The following is a 21,969-nucleotide window of genomic DNA, read 5'->3' as shown; positions in this document are numbered from 1 at the left end:
CCTTCTTGTCGACTCAAGGTGTTCATTGACGCGACGGGCCCTGCTGGAAGAGTGATCGTTGTCGCAGACCGAAAGCTACCGAACACCAGAACACCCGATCCGGCTTCTCGGCCCCAGTCAGCGCAGCCACCCAATGACTGTCAGCTTATTTCAGTCTACACTGACATAATAGTGATGACGCCTGGTGCGTGGATTCAGTTGTCTCACGTGGACATGTTCGGCGTCCGGCCGCCTACGCTGGGTCGGTGTGACGAGCACACAGGAGTTCTTCGATCGGCTGGCGCACATGCGTGCCACCGAACCCGTGAGCCACCACAAAGACGGTGGATTCTGGGAGGTGTTCGGGTACGCGGAGATCAGCGAGATGTTCGCTGATCCGGAGCGGTTCTCGAGTGATCTCAGCTCACTGGTGCCGGGTCCGCCGGAGATCGACATGTTGCGGGAGGGCAACTTCGTCGGCATCGACCCGCCCCGGCACGGGCAGTTGCGCGGGCTCGTCAACAAGGTGTTCACGCCGCGGCTGGTCGCCGAGCTGGAACCGCGGATCACCGAGCTCGTGACGGCATTGCTCGACGAGGTCGACGGTGCCGGGCGGATCGACCTCGTGGCCGGCCTCAGTCATCCCTTGCCCATCATCGTGATCTGCGAGCTGCTCGGCATCCCCGCCGAAGATCGCGACGCCTTCCAGGCCTGGGCCGACGGTTTGCTCGACACCGTCGGGCGCGACCGGTTGCCGACGCAGGAAGAGCTGGCGGCGCTGGTGCCGATGCTCAAGGAGATGAACGAGTATCTGCTGGGGCACGTGCGCGCCCGCCGTGCCGCGCCGGGCGGCGATCTGATCAGCAAGCTCGTCACCACGACCGTGGACGGGCGGGGGTTGTCGGACGACGAGCTCTTCGGGTTCGTGGCGTTGTTGCTGATCGCCGGCCACATCACGACCACCGCTCTGATCGGCAGCACGGTGCTGTGCCTCGAGGACAACCCGGACGTGCTGGCGCTCGTGCGCGCCGATCGGTCGTTGGTGCCCGCGGTGATCGAGGAGTCGCTGCGGTTGTTCCCACCGATTTCCAAGGTGGGGCGGCGCACGACGCGCGAGGTCGAACTGGGTGGGGCGACGATCCCGGCCGGGCAGATCCTGATGACGTGGATCGCGTCGGCGAACCGGGACGGCTCCGTGTTCCCGGAGCCGGACAGGTTCGTGCTGGGACGGGAGAACCGTCACCTGGCGTTCGGGCACGGGATCCACTTCTGCCTGGGTGCGCCGCTCGCCCGGTTGGAAGGCAGGATCGCGTTGAACCTCCTGATGGACCGCTATCCGAAGTGGACGGTAGCGCGCGACGACGTGGAGCTGACCGATCCGCGCGGGATGATCCTGGTGCAGCGGTTGCCGCTGCTCGTCACAGGCTGAGCAGCCAGTCACGCACCACCTTCGCGGTTTCCTCGGCGTGGTCCTCCAGCACGGTGAAGTGGTTGCCGCGCACCTCGATCTCGGTGTGCGGCAACCGCCACAGCACCGGGGTCGGTGCGGAACCGGTGACCGGGTCGGCCGCGCGCAGCACCAGGGTGGGCGTGCCGATCGGCTGCGGGGTCCACGCGGTGAGGAGGCGGTGGTAGCGCCCGAGCGCGGTGATCCACGGGTCGTCCCACGACTCGTCTACGACGCCGAGGCGGTCCATGCGGTCGAGCAGCTCGGCGCGCCAGCCGTCCGCGAACGCCGACACGTCACCGCCGGGCCACGTGGGGTCGATGAGAACGACGGCCCGTGGCGCCCTGCCGGCACGTTCCAGCGCGGATGCGACGCCATGAGCGAGGAAGCCTCCGCTGGAATGTCCGAAGAGGACGGACTTCGCCGCGGTCGCGGCGGCGAGTGTCCCGAAGAGCGCCTCGACCGTGGCGGGCAGGCGTTCGCCGTCGGCGCGACCGGGCAGGGAACAGACGGCGACACCGTCAAGGGTCGCGGCGAACCGCTCGTACTGGTGTGCTCCGGCGGGGCCGAAGTAGGCGGGGAATCCGACGAGACCGAGGTCGCCGTCGCTCAACGCGTCCACCCGCACCGGCTCGCCGGTGTCGATGAACTCGGGTCGCAGCCGTGCGAGCGCGTGGGCGGCGTCGAAGAACTCCTCGACCTTGCCTTGCGCACAGGCGTCGTGGAACACGCCGCCCGGCCGGTGTGGCTTGTCCTGGTGTGACTTTTCGAGGTGCGCTGCCAGCGCCTCGGGTGTCTCGTGGTCGAACACGACGGTGGCGGACAGGCGCAGACCGGTCGCGCGGGACAGGCGGGTGCGCAGGTCGACCGCGGAGATGGAGTCGAAACCGGCGTCGCGGAACGCCAGCGTCATGTCGACCGCTTCCGGGGACGCATGTCCGAGCACGTCCGCGATCGCGGCACGCAGAACTTCCCGCACGGGTGTGTTACCGCGTTCGTCGTCCACGGTGGTCGCGAGGTGTTCGAGCAACGGGCTGGGGCGCGCGGCGGTGAAGATCGTGGTGAAGCGATCCCAGTCGACGTCCGCGACGACGACGTTCCGGCCGGTGGTGCGCAGTGCCCGCACGGCGGCATCGGGTGCGAGCAGACGCAGGCCACGACGGGTCAGCTGTGCCGCGACTCCGGGCGCTGACCCCATTCCGCCGCCTGCCCACGGTCCCCAGGCGAGCGACGTGGCCGGCAGTCCGTCCGCCCGGCGTTGTTCGGCCAGGGCGTCGAGGTGGGCGTTGGCGGCGGCGTACGCGGCCTGGCCCGCGCTGCCCCAGATGCCGGAGATCGAGGAGAACAGGACGAACGCGTCGAGGCGGTCGGTGAGTTCGTGCAGGTTCTGGGCGCCGATCACCTTCGCGGACAGGACGTCGTGGAACTCCTCTGTCGTCATGGTGTCGAGCGCGGTGGCTTGTTCAGCACCGGCCGCGTGCACCACGGCGGTGATCGGATGCGCGGTGAGCACGGCGGCGAGTGCGTCGCGGTCGGTGACGTCGCACCGGATGTCGATCACACGTGGGCCGTCGGCGCCGCCGCCGCGGCTCAGCGCGAGAACGGTGTCCGCGCCGTTGTCGAGCAGCCAGTGGGTGACGTGGCGGCCGAGTCCGCCGGTGGCGCCCGTGACGAGGACGGTGCCGCGTGGCCGCCAACGGTCGGTCGATGGTGAGGCCGTGATCAGACGGCGGACGTGGAGGCCGTTGTCGCGGATGGCGATCTGGTCCTCGCCGAGCGCCAGCGCGGTGCCGAGGTGTCCGTCGTCGAGGTGGCGGTCGTCGAGTGCGTCGATGACACCGCCGACGCGGCTGGGGTGTTCGAGGGCGGCGACGCGGGCGACCGCCCAGACCTGGGCCTGTTCTGGGCTGGCGAGGCGTTCCCCGTCGACGGAAACGGCTCCTCGCGTGACGAACCACAGCGGTTCGGCAGCGGTGTGCCGCTGGATGATCGAGAGTGCTTCGGCGCCGTCGCGTGCTTCGGCGAGCACGACGTCCGGGTGGCGGGCGGCCGGCCGTTCGGCAACGCGCTGCCAGGTGATCTCGTACTCGGCAGGGGCGGTGGCACTGTGCCGGAGCCAGTAGCGCTCCCGTTCGAACGGGTAGGTGGGGAGCTCGACGAGCCGGCCGGGCAGGTGCCAGCCGACTTGCGCGCCGTTGACCCACGCCTTCGCCACCTGCTCCAGCAACGGCTTGCCCGAACCGATCTCGATCACGTGATCCGGATTCGCCGCGCTGAGGCGATCGTGGAATCGGACCGTGTCGCGTACGTGCCGCACCCAGTGCTCCGGCCTCGGCACGCCCGCCCGTTCCAGGACTTGCCGAAACTCGGCGAGCATCGGCTCCATGTGATGCGAGTGGAACGCGTGCCGCGTGTTCAGCCGCTTGTGCCGCCACCGCTGGGCGGTCTCCAGCACCGCGGCCTCGTCACCGGACAACACGACCGTGTTCGGGCCGTTGACCGCCGCGATCGACACGCCATCGACGAGCTCGATCTCGTCTTCCGACGCCTCGACCACGACCATCACGCCGCCGGCGAGCGGCTCCATCAGGCGCTCGCGCGCCTTGACGATCGTGCGGGCCTGCTCCTCGGTCCACTCTCCGGACACGTGGGCGAGAACCAGTTCGCCGAGCGAGTGGCCGATGAGGTGGTCGGCCCGCACGCCGAGCCGTTCGAGCTGCTGGAACTCGGCGACCTGCAGCTCGAAGAGTTCCAGCTGGGTGAGGTCGTGCACACCCTGGCCGGAGAAGATCACCGCCAGCGTGCCGTCGTGGCGTCGGCCGGTGATCACCTTTCCGGCGAGGATGACGGCGCGGTGGTCGAACACCGTGCGGCGGGCCAGCGTGTGCGCGATGTCGCGCCGATCGCCGTCGACTCGCTTGATCAGCTCCACGTATTCGCGCAGCGCAAGCTCGGACTTCGCCGAAACGACAAACGGCGTTTCCCCCCAAGGGGGGAGCGAGGTCCCCACTCCAATCGTCGCACGGGAGACCGACAACTCCGCGCCGCGAAGATCAACAACCGGCGAGTTGTCCACAGGCGCCGAGTTGTCCACAGATTCCCCAGCAGCACCGGAATCCACGTCGAAACTCGATACGCTGGAAAACGGGGGGATCCCCGCGCCAGGCGCCTCCAAGATCACGTGCGCGTTCGTGCCGGAGATGCCGAACGACGACACCGCCGCACGACGCGGCCGCCCCGTCGAAGGCCATGAGATGGTTTCGGTGGCGAGCGACAATGCACCCGCCTGCCAGTCGACGTGTGGCGACGGCTCGGATACGTGCAACGACGCGGGCACCACACCATGCCGCATCGCCAGCACCATCTTGATCACACCGGCCACACCCGCCGCCGCCTGCGTGTGACCGATGTTCGACTTCACCGACCCGAGCAACACCGGCGTCGAACGATCCTGCCCATAGGTGGCGAGCAACGCCGACGCCTCGATCGGATCACCCAACGCCGTACCCGTCCCGTGCGCCTCCACCACATCGACGTCCGAAGTGGACAGTCCGGCGGCGGCGAGTGCCCGGCGGATCACGCGCTGCTGGGACGGGCCGTTCGGGGCGGCGAGGCCGTTGGAGGCGCCGTCGGAGTTGACCGCCGACCCACGCACGACGGCGAGCACGGGGTGTCCCAGACGGTGTGCGTCGGAGAGACGCGCTACCACGAGCACGCCGACGCCCTCGGCGAACACGGTGCCGTCGGCGGCAGCCGAGAACGCCTTGCATCGCCCATCGGACGCGAGGCCGCCCTGCCGGGAGAACTCGGCGAACATGCGCGGTGTCGGCATGACCGTGACGCCGCCCGCCAAGGCCAGCGAGCACTCCCCCGACCGCAGGGACGATGCCGCGAGGTGGAGCGCGACCAGCGAGGACGAGCAGGCGGTGTCGATGGTGACGGCCGGCCCCTCCAGTCCGAAGACGTAGGCGAGCCGCCCGGACGCGACGCTGCCCGCGTTGCCGGTGAGCAGGTATCCCTCCAGGTCGGCGGGCACGTCGTCCGGAACATAGTCCTGGGCGCCGCCGCCGACGAACACACCGGTATCGGTGCCGCGCAACGAGGCCGGGTCGACGCCCGCCCGTTCGAACGCCTCCCACGCGGTTTCCAGCAGCAGGCGCTGCTGCGGGTCCATCGCCAGCGCCTCACGGGGTGAGATGCCGAAGAAGGCGGCGTCGAAGTCACCGGCACCGGTCAGGAACCCACCGAGGCCACCGGTGTCCCAGCCGCGGTCGGCGGGGAACTCGGTGATCGCCTCGCGCTCCGCGAGCAGCAGCTCCCACAGTTCGTCCGGTGTGGACACTCCGCCGGGGAACCGGCACGCCATGCCGATGATCGCGACCGGCTCGTCCGCCGGACGGGCCGGCTCGACATCGCTGACGGACGCGCTGCCGCGCAGGGTGTCGAGCAGGTGGGCGGCGAGCGCGGACGGCGTCGGATGGTCGAAGACCAGGGTCGTGGGCAGGCGAAGACCGGTCAGGGCGCCGAGCCGGTTGCGCAGCTCGACCGCGGTGAGGGAGTCGAAGCCCAGCTCGCGGAACGCCCGCGCGACCTCGACGGCGTCCGGCGAGCTGTGGCCGAGCACCGCGGCGGCCTCGGTGCGCACGAGGCCGAGCAGCCCATCGAGATCCGCGACCACCTTCATGGGCGCACGTGGTGCACGCACGAGCTCGCGGAACAACTCGGGCACCACGGGCATGGCCCGGTCGAGCCGCATCGGCACGACCACCGCGTCGCCGCCGGTGAGCGCGAGGTCGAGCAGCGCCAGACCATCCTCTGTGGACAGAGCGGTGCCGCGTGGACGGCCACCCAGGTGGCCGGTCATGCCACTGTCCTGCGCCCACAGGCCCCAGGCCAGCGAGAGCGCGGGCGCACCGCGCGCCTTGCGGCGCTGGGCGAGCGCGTCGAGAGCGGCGTTCGCCGCGGCGTAGTTCGCCTGGCCAGGAGCTCCGATCACACCCGCCGCCGACGAGAACAGCACGAGCGGGACGTCGTCACCGACGAGTTCGTGCAAGTGGACCGCGGCGTCGGCCTTCGGCCGCATCACGGCGTCGATCTGGTGCGGTGTCAGCGTTTCCACGGTCGCGTCAGACAGAAGACCAGCTGTGTGGATCACCGCGCCGAGCCGTTCCCCGGACAGTGCCGAGGCCAGCGCCGCGCGATCGGACACGTCGCACGCCACGGCACGCACGGCTGATCCCAGTTCGTCTCGCAGATCGGCGAACGACGCGGCGTCCGGGCCGGTACGGCTGAGCAGGAGCACGTCGGAGATTCCGTGGTGACGCACGAGGTGCCGTGCTACCTGGGAACCGATGGCGCCGGTGCCACCGGTGACGAGGACGGTTCCCCCGACCTGGCGTGGCATCGTGAGCACGACCTTGCCGACGTGCCGGGCTTGGCTGACGAAGCGGAAGGCGTCGACGGCGTCGCGAACGTCCCAGCACGACACCGGCAACCGCTGCAGTACGCCGCGTTCGAACAGCGCCATGATCTCGGCGAACATCTCCGCGACGCGCTCGACGCCCGCGCTGGGGAACAGGTCGTACGCCTGGTAGCCGACGCGCGGGAAGTCCGCGGCGTCGCGGATGTCGGTCTTGCCCATCTCGACGAACCGGCCGCCGTCGCGCAACGTCCGCATGGAGGCGTCGACGAAGTCGCCCGCCAGCGAGTTCAGCACGACGTCGAGGTCGCGGAACCGGTCCGCGAAGTCGTGGTCACGCGACGACGAGATGTGCTCGTCGTCGAAGCCCATGTCGCGCAGGACGGACCACTTGCCGGGAGAGGCGGTCGCGTACACCTCCGCACCCAGGTGGCGAGCCAGCTGCACCGCCGCCATGCCCACGCCGCCGGCGGCCGCGTGCACGAGCACCTTCTCGCCACGACGCAGCCGGGCGAGGTCGACCAGGCCGTAGTACGCCGTCAGGAACACCAACGGCACCGCGGCCGCTTCGGCGAACGACCAGCCGTCCGGGATGCGGGCGAGCATCCCCCGTCCCGTCGCTCCGATCGGGCCGAACGCGCCGTTGAACACGCCCATCACGCGGTCGCCGGGCGCGAGGTCGGTGACGTCCGGACCGACCTCGAGCACCACACCCGCGGCCTCACTGCCGAGAACGCGCTGCGCCGGGAGCAGGCCGAGCGACACCACGACGTCGCGGAAGTTCACTCCCGCGGCTCGGATGCCGACCCGCACCTGGTCTCCGGTGAGCGGCTGGACGACGTCCGGGCACGGCACCATCGCGAGGTTGTCCAGTCGCCCGAACTCCGGGACGTCCAGCCGCCAGGCGCCTTCCGGCGGTGTGAGGCGCGGTGTGGCGCGCACGAGCCGGGGCACGAACACCTCGTCGCCGCGCACCGCCACCTGGCTCGCGCCGACGACCGGACCGCCGTCGGCGAGGACGAACCGGTCCGGATGCTCGGACTGCGCAGAGCGTACGAGACCCCACACGGCCGCGCCGGCGAGGTCGACGTCCTCACCGGCGTGCACCGCGACCGCGCCATCCGTGCGCACGATCAGCGTGGAGGCGGCGAAACGCGGGTCTGCGAGCCACGTCCGCAGCACTTGGAGCACGCGGAGGACCGTCGGACGCACCTCTTTTCCGGTACCGTCGACGACCACATGGCCGGGCACATCGGTCAACGCCGTGAGGTCCGCGGCGGAGTGAATCTCCGGTGCCGTAACGGGATCGCCCGAGCCCGGCAGCCAATCGACGCGGAACAGCGAGTCCCGGACGTTCTGCATCGGCACCGCCGTCACGGGCCGCAGCACCAGAGCGTCCACGGACAGCACCGGCGTGCCCGCGTCGTCGGTCGCCGTGAGCGACACGGCGTCGCCGTCGCCGCGGGCGATCCGCACGCGCAACGACGACGCACCGCTCGCGTGCAGGCGCACACCGCTCCACGAGAACGGGACCCGGCGCTGGTCGTCGGGCAGCAGACCGCCGGCGCCGATCGCGTGCAGTGCCGCGTCCAGCAGCGCCGGGTGCAGCGCGAAGCCGCCCGCGTTGGGCACCACGACCTCGGCGAACACCTCGCCGTCACGCCGCCACACCCGCCGCAGCCCTTGGAACACCGGGCCGTAGCCGAACCCGGCGTCGGCGAGCGCGTCGTAGAGGCCGTCGATGCCGACTTCTTCGGCGCTGGGCGGCCACTGGCCGAGACGCGTCGGCGGCAGCGCCGTGTCGGACAGCGTTCCGGTGGCGTTGCGCGTCCACGACTCACCGTCCACAGTGGAGTGAACCGCCAGCGTTCCCCGGCCGACGGCGACCTGGATGCGCACGTCGCCGTCGTCGGGCAGGACGATCGGGGCTTCGAGCACGAGGTCGTCGACGTGCTCGCGGCCGACGTGCCGTCCGGCCCGCAACGCCAGGTCCAGCAGCGCCGTTCCGGGCAGCAGGATCGAGCCGAGCAGGGTGTGGTCGAGGAGCCACGGGTGCGTCTGCGCGGAGATCCGCCCGGTGAACAGGACGCTGTCGTCGTTCGCGAGCGTGACGGCCGCACCGAGCAGTGGGTGGTCCGCGGCGGTGAGCCCGGCCGCGGCGACATCACCCGGTGCCGGCGGGACGTCGAGCCAGAAGCGCTGTCGCTGGAACGGGTAGGTCGGCAGGTCTGCGGTACCGGCGGCGTCGAGCTCCGGCCACGTCACGCCCACGCCGTTGACGTGCGCGTGCGCCACGGACTGAAGGAACCGCCGAAGGCCGCCGTCCTCGCGGCGCAAAGTGCCGAACGCGACGGCGTCGGCCTCGGTGTCGTCGATGGTCTCCTGGACCCACATCGTCAGTACCGGATGCGCGCTGACTTCGATGAACGCGTCGAAACCGTCCGCGAGCAACGCGGCGGAGGCGAGGTCGAACCGCACGGCCTCGCGCAGCGATCGGAACCAGTACTCCGCGTCGAGCCCGGCGGTGTCGAACAGACCTCCCGTGAGGGTCGAGCAGAACGGGATGCGCGCCGGACGCGGTACGACGCCGGCGAGCGCGTCGAGCAGTTCGGCGCGCAGCGCGTCCACCTGCTCGGAGTGCGAGGCGACGTCCCCCGGCAGCATCCACCGCCGCACGCCGCGCCGGGCGAGCTCGGCCTGCAGCTCGGTCAACGCCTCCGGCTCGCCGGACACGACAACGGTCCGCGGACCGTTCACGGCGGCGATCGACACGCCGCCGGGCATGAGCGGTTCGACCTCGGCGAGCGGCAACGACACCGACAACATCGCTCCCTCACCGGAGAGTCCGGCGAGTACCTTGCTGCGCAAGGCGACGATCTTCGCGCCATCTTCCAGCGACAACGCGCCCGCGACCACCGCCGCCGCGATCTCCCCCTGCGAGTGACCGATCACGGCGGCCGGTTCGACACCGTGTGCCCGCCACAGCTCGGCGACCGACACCATGATCGCGAACAGCACGGGTTGCACGACGTCGACGCGGTTCAACGCGGTCGCGTCGGACAGCACATCGAGCACGGAGAAGTCCGCAAAGGACCCAAGGGCGTCGTCACATTCGCGCATCCGTGCCGCGAACACCGGTTCGGACAGCAACTCGGTGCCCATACCGGGCCACTGCGCACCCTGGCCGGGGAACACGAACGCGACCTGGCGCGGTTCGACGGTGGTGCGCGCCGCGGAGACGACGTTCGGCGCACCCGCTCCTCCAGCGATGGCACGCAACCCCGCACGCAGTTCGTCGGTGTCCGCGGCGACCACGACGGCACGGTGGTCGAGCTGGGCACGTCGCGACAGGGTCGCCGCCGTGCGGACGCAGTGCGTGACGCCGGCGAGCTGCTCCGCTTGTGCCCGCAACGCGTCCGCGGTCTTGCCCGACACGGCGTACGGCAGCGGGCCGGTCGTGCGCGGTGTCGTCTCCTCCTCGTCGGTGACCTGTTCCAGGACGACGTGCGCGTTCGTACCACTGACACCGAATGACGACACCGCGGCGCGACGAGGCCGGCCGAGGTCGGGCCACGGTTCCGGTTCACGCAGCAGAGCGACCTCGCCCACCGTCCAGTCGACCTGGCTGCTGGGCTCGGTGAGGTGCAGCGACTTCGGCATGACGCCCGCGCGCATCGCCATGACGGCCTTGATCACCCCGGCGGCACCGGCGGCGGCCTGGGTGTGGCCGATGTTCGACTTGATCGACCCGAGCCGCAGCGGTTCCGGATTCGATCCCTCCCGGAGGGGGCGATCCTGGCCATAGGTGGCGAGCAGGGCCTGCGCCTCGATCGGGTCGCCCAGACGCGTTCCCGTACCGTGCGCCTCGACGAGATCAACGTCTGAAGTGGACAGTCCACTGCTGTCGAGCGCGGCACGGATCACACGTTGCTGCGACGGCCCGTTGGGTGCGGTGAGACCGTTCGAGGCGCCGTCCTGGTTCACGGCAGTGCCGCGGACCACGGCGAGGACGGGGTGGCCGAGACGTCGCGCGTCGGAAAGTCGTTCCACCAGCAGCATTCCGGCGCCTTCCGACCAGCCCGTGCCGTCGGCGTTGTCGGAGAACGACTTGCACCGGCCGTCCGCGGCGAGGCCGCGTTGCCGGGAGAACTCGATGAACGTGCCGGGCGTGGCCATCACGGTGACGCCGCCGGCGAGCGCCATGTCGCACTCCCCCGCCCGCAGCGCCTGAACGGCGAGGTGCAGCGTGACCAGCGACGACGAGCAGGCCGTGTCGACGGTGACCGCGGGACCTTCCAGGCCGAAGGTGTAGGAGATGCGGCCGGAGGCGATGCTGCCCGCGTTGCCGTTGCCCAGCTGGCCCTCGTAACCGTCGGGCACGCGGTGCAGCCGGGCGGCGTAGTCGTGGTACATCAGGCCGGCGAACACACCGGTGCGGCTGCCGCCCACCGAGGTCGGGTCGATGCCCGCGCGTTCGAACGCCTCCCAGGCGGTCTCCAGCAGCAACCGGTGCTGCGGGTCGGTCGCGGTGGCCTCACGGGGCGACATGCCGAACAGGCCGGGGTCGAACTCCGCGGCGTCGTAAAGGAATCCGCCTTCGCGGGTGTAGGAGGTGCCGATCGCGTCGAGGTCGTCGCTGAAGTCGACGTCCCAGCCGCGGTCGGCCGGAAACGCGCCGATGGCGTCACGTCCCTCGGCCACGAGCCGCCACAGGTCTTCGGGTGACCGCACGCCGCCGGGATAGCGGCAGCTCATCCCGATGATCGCGATGGGCTCCCGGTCGCCGTTCTCGACCTCCTCCAGGCGCCGCCTGGTGTCGCGGAGATCGGCGGTGACGCGCTTGAGGAAGTACCGGAGCTTCTCTTCGCCGTCCATGTCGTTCCTTCTAGGAGATGCCGAACTCGCGGCTGATGAGGTCGAACACCTCGTCGTCGGTGGCGTGGTCGAGATCGTCGGTGCCGGGAGCGGCCGTCCAGCTCGACACGAGCCGCCGGACGCGTTCGCGTGCGGTGTCATCGAGCCGGTCGAGTGCGGCGAGCAGCGCGTCGGCCTCGTCGGGCACGGCCAGTTCCGCTCGCAGGTGCGCGGCCAGGTCGCGCGGGGTCGGGTGGTCGAACGTGAGGGTGGCGGGCAGCCTCAGCCCGGTGCCCGCGCCGAGCCTCGTGCGGAGCTCCACGGAGGCCAGTGAGTCGAACCCGAGATCGGTGAACCGGCGGTCCGCGGGCACCGCGGCGGCGGAGGGCTGCCCGAGCACCGCGGCGACCTCGGCCTTGACCAGATCGAGCAGCGCCCGGTCGCGTTCGGCGCCGGTGAGCGCCGCGAGACGTTGCTTCAGGTCCTGCTCCGGGACTCGATCGGTGCGCTCGTGCTTGACACGGGCCGGTTTCATCGGCAGCAACAGGGCTTCCGGCGAGCCCAGCGCCGCGTCGAACAGCGCCAGACCGTCCTCAACGGACAGTTTCGGCACGTCGCGCACGTGCGCGCCCATGCCGTCGGTGTCCCACAGACCCCAGGCCAGCGACAACGCGTGCCGGCCGCGTTCGCGGCGGGCACGGGCGAGGCCGTCGAGGAAGCCGTTCGCGGCGGCGTAGCTCGCCTGGCCGACGTTGCCGAGCGTCGCCGAGGCGGACGAGAACAGGATGAACGTGCCCGCCTCGGACAGTTCGTCAAGATGCCGTGCGCCGTCGATCTTGGGTCGCAGCACGTCGGCGAGCCGTTGGGGGGTAAGGGATCCGAGGAGACCGTCGTCGAGCACCCCGGCCGCGTGGATCACGACCTCCGGGCGGTGCTCGGCCAGCACGGCGGCGACGGCGTCACGGTCCGCGACGTCGCACACGACCGAGATGATCGACGGGTGTGGTGACGGTGTACCGCTACGGCTCGCCAGGACGACCTTGCGGACGCCGTGCCGTTCCATCAGATGCCGCGCCAGCGCACTGCCGAGGGCGCCCGTGCCGCCCGTGATCAGCACGGTGTGGTCCGGGTCGATTGTGGCGGGTGCGGGTTCGGCGGGTACGACGCGTGGTACGAGCGCCTTGCCGTCGCGAGCGAGCACGATCCGGTCCGGATGCTCGGCCTGCGCGGCCCGGACGAGACCACGCACGGCCGCGCCCGCGGGGGTGTCGCGAGTGATCACGACCAGGTTCTCGTCGCTCTCGAGGTGGTGCTGGAGCCAGGCGAGCACGTGCGCGGCGGCGGTGTGCGGGTTGTCGTCGTCGACGTCGAGGACGGTCCCGGTGACGGGTGTGGCGTCGTCCTCCAGCCACTCGACCTTGAACAGGTCGGTGCGCCGGCCCGCGAGCGGCCGGAGGACGAGTTCGCCGACCGTGAGCACGGGCCTGCCGATGTCGTCCGTCGCGTCGATCGCCACGCCCTGGCCGGTGCTCGTCAGGCGGACGCGCAACGCCGTCGCGTCGTTGCGGTGGAGTGTGACGTCCCGCCATGCGAACGGCACGCCGTTGCCGAGACCTGTCACGCCGATGGCGTGAAGCGCGGCGTCCAGCAGCGCCGCGAATCCGGCGTACTGGGTGACTTCGGCGTAGACGGTGTCGCCGTCGCGACGCACGGAGGTAAGGCCGCGGAACGCCGGTCCGTAGGCGAAACCCAGATCCGCTAGGCGGTCGTACAGGCCGGTCAACGCCACCGGCTCGCCGCGCGGCGTCCAGCTCACGGGTTCCGCGGTGCGCGTCGTGATCACGCCGTCCGCGTTGCGTTGCCACGCACCGTCCACTTCGGAGTGAATCGTGAGGCGATCTCCGCTCACCGCCACTTGGACGGCGACGGAGCCGGACACGGCGAGTGGTGCGTGGAGGGTCAATTCGTCGATGGCGCGTCCGCGTGCGGCCGTGAGGGCCATCTCGAGGATCGCGGTGCCGGGGGCGACGACCTCGCCGTGTACAACGTGGTCTTTCAGCCACGGCTGACTGTGTGTGCCGAGGCAGCCCGTGAACAGGACCTCGTCCCGGTCGGCCAGTACGACCGGGTCGCCGAGCAGCGGCTCGTCGCGTTCCAGCCAGTACCGGTTGCGCTGGAACGGGTACGTGGGCAGGTCGACGCGCTTGCCGGGCAGGGTCCAGTCGACGCGGGCGCCGTGCACCCATGCCTTGGCGACCTGGTCCAGGAGCGGTTTGCCGGAGCCGATCTCGATGACGTGGGCAGGGTCGGCCTGGCTCATCCGGTCGTGGAACCGGACGGTGTCGCGGACGTGCCGCACCCACTTCTCCGGCGCCCCCGCCTGGCGGAACGCGTCCAGCATCGGATCCATGTGGTGGGAGTGGAACGCGTGGCGGGTGGTGAGCCTGCGGTGCTTCCAGCGTGTCGCGAGATCTCGCACCGCCTCCGTGTCACCCGACAAGACAACGGATTTCGGGCCGTTCACCGCGGCGAGCGCGACCTGGTCGCCGAGATGAGGCCGGACCTCTTCCTCGGACGCTTCGACCGCGAACATCGCGCCGCCGGTCAGTGGGCGCATGAGCTCCTCGCGGATGACGACGAGCTCGCGTGCGTTGGGGAGTTCGCCGGTGAGGTGGGCGACGACGAGCTCGCCGAGGGAGTGCCCGATGAGGAAGTCCGGGTGGACGCCGAGTGATCGCAGCTGTTCGTACTGCCGCACCTGGAGGTCGAACAGCTCCACCTGGCCGAGGTCGTGGAACCCCTGGCCGGAGAAGACGACGGCGAGCGTGCCCGGCTGGGCGTGCCCGGTGATCAGCTCGTCTCCGAGGATGACGGCGCGGTGGTCGAACGCCGTGCGGCGGGCCAGCGTGTGCGCGATGTCGCGCGGATCGCCGTCGACTAGCTTGATCAGCTCCACGTATTCGCGCAGCGCAAGCTCGGACTTCGCCGAAACGACAAACGGCGTTTCCCCCCAAGGGGGGAGCGAGGTCCCCACTCCAATCGTCCCACGCCGATCCGACAACATCGCTCCGCGAAGATCAACAACAGGCGAGCTGTCCACAGGCGCCGAGTTGTCCACAGATTCCCCAGCAGCACCGGAATCCACGTCGAAACTCGATACGCTGGAAAATGGGGGGATCCCCGTGCCGGGCGCCTCCAAGATCACGTGCGCGTTCGTGCCGCTGATCCCGAACGACGACACCGCCGCCCGGCGGGGACCGGGACGGTCGGGCCACGCGACCCGGTCGGCGACGAGTTCCACCGCGCCGGTCGACCAGTCCACGTGCGGGGTCGGCTCATCGATGTGCAAGGACGCGGGCACGATGCCGCGGCGCATCGCCTCCACCACCTTGATCACGCCGGCGACCCCGGCCGCCGCCTGCGTGTGGCCGATGTTCGACTTCACCGAACCGACGAGCACCGGCGTGGACCGGTTCTGGCCGTAGGTCGCCAGCAGCGCCTGCGCCTCGATCGGGTCACCGAGCGTCGTACCGGTCCCATGTGCCTCGACGACATCGACGTCCGAAGTGGACAGACCCGCCGCGGCGAGCGCGGTGTGGATGACGCGTTGCTGGGAAGGGCCGTTGGGCGCGGTGAGGCCGTTGGAGGCGCCGTCGGAGTTGACGGCGCTTCCGCGCACGACGGCGAGCACGGGATGGCCGTTGGCGACCGCGTCCGACAACCGCTCCACGAGCAGCACTCCGGCTCCCTCGCTCCAGGCGGTGCCGTCGGCGGCCGACGAGAACGCCTTGCATCGCCCGTCCGGCGCGAGGCCACCCTGCCGGGTGAACTCGACGAACGCGGCGGGCGTCGCCATCACCGTCGCGCCACCGGCGACGGCGAGGGAGCACTCACCGCCGCGTACCGCCTGCACCGCGAGGTGCAGTGCCACGAGCGATGACGAGCAGGCCGTGTCGACGCTCATCGCCGTGCCCTCGAAGCCGAAGACGTAGGCGAGCCTGCCGGACACGACACTGCCCGCGTTGCCGGTCATGAGGTAGCCCGCGGTCTGCTCCCCGGCCCGAGGCGCGAGCATGAGGTAGTCCTGACCGTTCGTGCCCATGAACACGCCGGTCCGGCTGCCGCGCAACGACTCCGGGTCGATGCCCGCGCGTTCGAACACCTCCCACGTGGTCTCCAGCAGCAGCCGCTGCTGCGGGTCCATCGCGGTGGCCTCACGCGGTGAGATGCCGAAGAACTCGGCGTCGAACCGGGTGGCGTCGCGGAGGAAACCGCCGTGCCGCGTGGCCGTGCGCAGCTGGTCGTCGTCCCAGCCGCGGTCGACGGGAAACGTCGTGATCGCGTCCTCGCCGTCATGCAGCAGCGTCCACAAGTCCTCCGGCGAGCTGACACCGCCGGGAAAACGGCACGCCATCGCGACGATGGCGACCGGCTCGTCGGTACGTTCCGCAACGACAACCTGTTCAGTGCCGCGGCCGTGCAGGAACGCGACGAGCGCGTCCGGCGTCGGGTGATCGAACGTGATCGTCGCGGGCAGGCGCACACCGAGCTCACGGCGGAGCCGGTCGCGCAGGTCGACCGCGGTGAGCGAGTCGAAGCCGCTGTCGCGGAACGCACGTGTCATGTCGATGGCGTCGGGCGAGGAGTGTCCGAGGACGCCGGCGACGGCTTGCCGCACGACCTCGCGCAGCTCGGGCTCGGGCCGTGACGGCACCACGGGCTCAGGATCCGCCGGCGGGACGAGGCGTTCCAGCAACGGGCTATGGCGGGTGGAGGTGAACACCGGGACGAACCGGTTCCAGTCGACATCGGCGACGACCACACCGCTCCGCCCCGCACCGACGATGCGGCCCAACGCGTGCAGCGCGTCACTCGGCCGCAACAGCCGCAGCCCTCGCGCTTCCAGCTGGACCGCGGCGTCGCCGCGAGCCGCCATGCCGTCGCCGGCCCACGGCCCCCACGCGATGGAGATCGCGTCCTGCCGTCGTGCGGCGATGGCGTCGAGTGCGGCGTTGGCGGCGCCGTATGCCGCTTGTCCCGCGCTCCCCCACACGCCCGCGATCGAGGAGAACAACACGAAGGCGTCCAGTTCTCCGGTGACCGCGTCGAGGTTGAGCGCGCCCCGCACCTTGGCCGCGAGCACCTCGTCGAACTCGGCGGCGGTCATGTGAGCGAACGGTTTCGCGTGCTCGACACCCGCCGCGTGCACGACCGCGGTCGGCGCGTACTCGCACACCACGGCGGCGAGTGCGTCGCGGTCCGTCACGTCGCACGCAACGGAGATGATCGCCGGGTCGTCCGGCGGTGCGCCGGTGCGGCTGACCTGGACGACACGGTCGGCACCCGACGCAAGTAGCCACCTCGTCACCTGCTGTCCGAGTCCTCCCGTGCCGCCGGTGACGAGCACCGTGCCCCGCGGCCGCCACTCGGAGTGTTGCGGTTCAACGGGTTCGAGGCGCCGGGCGAACACACCGCCGGGCCGGATGGCGATCTGGTCCTCCTTGCTCGCCAGCACCGAACGCAAGGCCGCGGAGTCCACCGGTTCGGTCACGTCGATGACGCCACCCCACCGGTCCGGGTGCTCCAGCGCGGCGGCCCGCACCGCTCCCCAGATCTGGGCCTGGTCGGGATCCGTTTCGGCGTTGCGGGTCACGCACCACACGGGGACGGGCAGGTCGCGCAGCTCGAGCAGGTCGGCACCGCGACCGACCAACGCCACCACGGCGGTGAGGTCCGGCAGATCCGGAAGCGGGTCACCGAGGCGGATCACGTGCGGGCTGAGCCGCGCGGCGAGGTCGTCGTCGCGGTCGGTGACGACGAGCAGCGTTCCTCCCACGGCTTCCGGCAGGGTGATCGGCTCCCACGTCACGCGGTAGCACGACGGCAGCGCCGGAGCGGGTGTCGGCCAGAAGCGTTCGCGTTGGAACGGATACGTGGGCAGAGCAACGGGCTTGCCGTTGGGCACCAAGGACTTCCAGTCGACCTCGACGCCGTCGACGTGCAGGCGTGCGGCGGCGGTGACCGCGCTCGTGGCCTCGTCGAGGTCCCGGCGCAGCAGCGGCACCGCGCCGTCCACGAACGAGGTGAGAACGGCGTCGGGACCGAGTTCCAGGAACCTCGTGACACCCGCGGCCGTGAGCCGTTCGACATCGTCGGCGAACCGCACGGTGTCGCGGGCGTGCCGCACCCAGTACGCGGGGTCCTGGACTTCGGCGAGGATCGGGATCCGCGGCTGACGGTGTTCGACGCCGTCGAGAACCGCGGCGAACTCCGTCAGGATCGAGTCCAGGTGTGCGGAGTGGAACGCCTGACCGGTGTTGAGACGGCGGTGCTCGAAGCGCTGGGCGATGGCCATCACGGCCGCCTCGTCACCGGAGAGCACCAGGGAACGCGGCCCGTTGACAGCCGCGATGTCGACGCCGTCGATCTCGTCTTCGGCCGCCTGGACGGCCACCATCACGCCCGGCGGGAGCGACGCCATCAGACGGGCGCGGGCGGTGACGACGCGCGCGGCGTCGGCGAGCGACCACACGCCCGCGCAATGCGCCGCGGCGAGCTGGCCGAGGGAGTGCCCGAGCAGGAAGTCGGGCTTGATTCCCCACGACTCCGCCAGCCGGAACAGCGCCACTTCCAGGGCGAACAACGCCGGCTGCGCGCCGTCGCGGAGGTCGAGGTGGGCGAGCACCTCGTCGTGGGCCTGGGCGAACACCGGGAAGGCCTCCCGGAGCCGGTCCCCCATGCCGGGGCGTTGCGAGCCCTGGCCGGTGAACAGGAACGCCAGCTTGCCCGCTTCCGCCCGGCCCCGCGCGATCTCGGCACCGCCGAGAAGCACGGCGCGATGATCGAACGTCGTGCGTCGGGCCAGCGTGTGCGCCACATCGACCGGATCCGCCTCGACGGCCTTGATCGCGTCCACGTATTCGCGCAGCGCGAACTCGGACTTCGCCGAAACGACAAGCGGCGTTTCCCCCCAAGGGGGGAGCGAGGTCCCCACTCCAATCGTCTCACGCGGGTCTGACAATTCCGGGTCCGAAATGGAGTTATCCACAGGCGACTGTTCAAGAATCACGTGCGCGTTCGTGCCACTGATCCCGAACGACGACACCGCCGCACGACGCGGCCGATCCATCGAAGGCCAATCCCGCGCCGATGTCACCAACTCGACCGCGCCCACCGACCAGTCGACGTGGGGTGACGGCGAGTCCACGTGCAACGACGCGGGGACCACACCGTGCCGCATCGCCAGCACCATCTTGATCAGGCCGGCGACACCTGCCGCCGCCTGGGTGTGGCCGATGTTCGACTTCACCGATCCCAGCAGCACCGGAGTCGAACGGCCCTGGCCGTAGGTCTCCAGCAACGCCGAAGCCTCGATCGGATCGCCCAGCGCCGTACCTGTCCCGTGCGCCTCCACCACGTCTACGTCCGAAGTGGACAGTCCAGCGGTCGCGAGTGCGCGGCGGATCACCCGTTGCTGGGACGGCCCATTGGGTGCGGTCAACCCGTTCGACGCACCATCGGAGTTCACCGCCGAACCCCGCACGACGGCGAGTACCGGGTGCCCGAGCCGACGCGCGTCCGACAACCGCTCCAGCAGCAGGAGACCGATGCCCTCGGCGGGCCCCATCCCGTCCGCCGAGGCCGAGAACGCCTTGCACCGCCCGTCGGGCGCGAGGCCGCCCTGCTTGGAGAACTCGGTGAACAACCCCGGTGACGACAGCACGGTCACGCCGCCGGCGAGAGCCAGCGAGCACTCCCCCGTCCGCAGGGCCTGCACGGCCAGGTGCACCGCGACGAGCGACGACGAGCACGCCGTGTCGACCGTTACCGCGGGACCTTCCAGCCCGAACGCGTAGGCGACCCGGCCCGACGCGACGCTGCCCGCGTTGCCGGTCAGCAGATGCCCCTCTGCGTCAGGTCCGAGCATGACCGAGTAGTCCTGCCCACTGACGCCCGCGAACACACCCGTCTGACTGCCGCGGACGGACTCCGGCGCGATGCCCGAGCGTTCGAAGACCTCCCACGCCGTCTCCAGCAGCAGGCGCTGCTGCGGATCCATCGCCAGCGCCTCACGCGGTGAGATGCCGAAGAACTCGGCGTCGAAGTCCGCTGCGCCGGCGAGGAAGTGACCGCGACCGGTGATGTCCCAGCCGCGGTCGCCGGGCACGCCCGAGACCGTGTCCTTTTCGGACACCAGCAGGTCCCACAGATCTTCCGGCGTTCGTACACCTCCGGGGAACCGGCAGGCGATCCCGACCACGGCGATCGCCTCCCCCGACGGTGCCGTTACGGGCTCGGCGGCGGGCCGGGCCACACCGGCGGCGAACGCGGCGAGCGCGGCCGGGGTGGGGTGGTCGAACACCACGGTCGCGGGTAGCCGCAGGCCGGTGGCGGTGTTGAGCCGGTTGCGCAGCTCGACCGAGGTGAGCGAGTCGAAGCCGAGTTCCTTGAACGCCCGGTCCGCGTCGATCCGCGCCTGCGAGCCGTGGCCGAGGACAGCTGCCGCTTCTGTGCGTACGAGCTCGATCAGCGTGTCGTGGTCGAGGTCGGCGGCTGCCGACACGGCACGTCGGGCCGGGGCGCGGACGAGGCCGTGCAGCAACGTCGGCGCGTTGCCCCCGGCACGGACGGCGGCCAGGTCCAGCTTCATCGCTACGGACGCCGGCTCGTCGCCGCGTAGCGCGGCGTCGAAGAACGCCAGGCCGTTCTCCACCGACAGCGCGGCCATGCCGCTGCGGCGCATGCGGGCGACGTCGACCTCGCCGACGTGCGCCGACATACCGCTGCGCGTGTCCCACAGGCTGAAGGCGATCGACTGCGCCGGCAGACCGAGCGCTCGCCGGTGCAGGGCGAGACCGTCGAGGTAGGCGTTCGCCGCCGCATACCCGGCTTGTCCGGCGCCCCCGAACACGCCCGCGACCGAGGAGAGCAGTACGAAGAACGCGAGCTCACGGTCTCGGGTCAGTTCGTGCAGGTGCCATGCCGCTCCGGCCTTGGGCGCGAGTACCGCGTCGAGCCGTTCGGCGGTCAGCGACTCGACCAGGCCGTCGTCCACCGCACCCGCGGCGTGTACGACACCGGCCAGGTCGGGGATGTCCTCGATCACCGCAGCCAGCGCCTCGCGGTCCGTGACGTCACACGACACGACGCGCACGTCCGCGTCGAGGTCCGCAGAAATCTGCTTGCGTCCCAGCAAAACCAGCTTGCGGACACCGTGCGCGGCCACCAGATGCCGCGCTATCAGGCCGCCCAGCGTTCCCGTGCCGCCCGTGACCAGAACCGTTCCGTCGATCGGTCGCGGGATCGTGAGCACCACTTTGCCCACGTGCCGGGCCTGCCCCACGAACCGCAACGCCTCGACCGCGCGCCGCACGTCCCACATGCGCCTGGGCAACGGCCGCAGCACGCCGCGTTCGAACAGGTCGGCCAGCTCGGTGAGCATCCGCTGGATGAGGGCGGGTTCGGCGGTGGTGACGTCGAACGGCCGGTAGACCACCCTCGGATGGTCGGTGGCGTCGCGGATGTCCGTCTTGCCCATCTCCAGGAACAGGCCGCCGTCGCGCAGTACGGAGATGGAGCTGTCGACGAAGTCGCCCGCGAGCGAGTTGAGTACGACGTCGAGGTCACGGAACCGTTGGGAGAACTCGTGATCGCGTGACGACGCCAGGCGCGATTCGTCCACTCCGGACTGGCGGACGACTTCTCGCTTCGCCGGACTCGCGGTGGCGAACACCTCTGCGCCCACGTATCGAGCGATCTGCACGGCCGCCATGCCGACGCCGCCCGCCGCGGCGTGCACGAGGATCTTCTGCCCCGCGCTCAGCCGGGCGATCTCGACGAGGCCGTAGTAGGCGGTGAGGAACACCATCGGAACCGACGCGGCCTGTGTGAACGACCAGTCGTCAGGGATGCGGGTGAGCACGCGGTGGTCGGTCACCGCCACCGGCCCGAACGCTCCCGTGAACAGGCCCATGACCCGGTCGCCGGGAGCCAGTCCGGTCACCGCTGCGCCGGCCTCGACGACGATGCCCGCGGCTTCACTGCCCAGCCCCGTCTGGCCGGGAATCGCACCGAGGGTGACGACGACGTCGCGGAAGTTCACGCCGGTGGCGTGCACCGCGACCCGCACCTCCTCCGGGCCGAGAGGGCCGAGTGCCGACGGGCACGGCACGAGCGCGAGGTTGTCGAACGTCCCCATCTCGGGGATGTCCAGGCACCACGCTTCGGCGTCGGGCGGCGCCAATGGCGCGGGCGCACGCACGATGCGCGG

The 21,969-nt window shown here is 70.7% G+C and carries 3 protein-coding genes (1 of these 3 running past the window's edge); 1 reads left to right on the top strand and 2 read right to left on the bottom strand.

Translation table 11 applies throughout. The features are described 5' to 3' along the window. The first annotated feature begins 247 nt into the window (after positions 1-247). The gene (locus QSK35_RS00715; RefSeq protein ID WP_285741207.1) at positions 248-1,408 is read left to right on the top strand and encodes a cytochrome P450; all 1,161 of its coding nucleotides are present in this window, start codon (positions 248-250) and stop codon (positions 1,406-1,408) included. Here QSK35_RS00715 and QSK35_RS00710 read toward each other — a convergent pair. Next, complete coding sequence (locus QSK35_RS00710) at positions 1,398-11,720, bottom strand: type I polyketide synthase (RefSeq protein ID WP_285741206.1); 10,323 nt, start codon at positions 11,718-11,720, stop codon at positions 1,398-1,400. The genes QSK35_RS00715 and QSK35_RS00710 overlap by 11 nt on opposite strands. Positions 11,721-11,730: 10 nt before the next feature. Beyond that, positions 11,731-21,969, bottom strand: partial view of a type I polyketide synthase gene (locus QSK35_RS00705; RefSeq protein ID WP_285741205.1) — the 3' end only. Its footprint extends 11,217 nt past the window's final position; the window shows 10,239 of its 21,456 coding nt (coding positions 11,218-21,456); its start codon lies beyond the right edge, outside the window; the stop codon is at positions 11,731-11,733.

This window comes from Lentzea sp. NBRC 105346 (genome assembly GCF_030269605.1).
Taxonomy (GTDB): domain Bacteria; phylum Actinomycetota; class Actinomycetes; order Mycobacteriales; family Pseudonocardiaceae; genus Lentzea.
The sequence above is the reverse complement of the archived record's forward strand: the minus strand, read 5'-3'. Positions and strand labels throughout refer to the sequence as shown.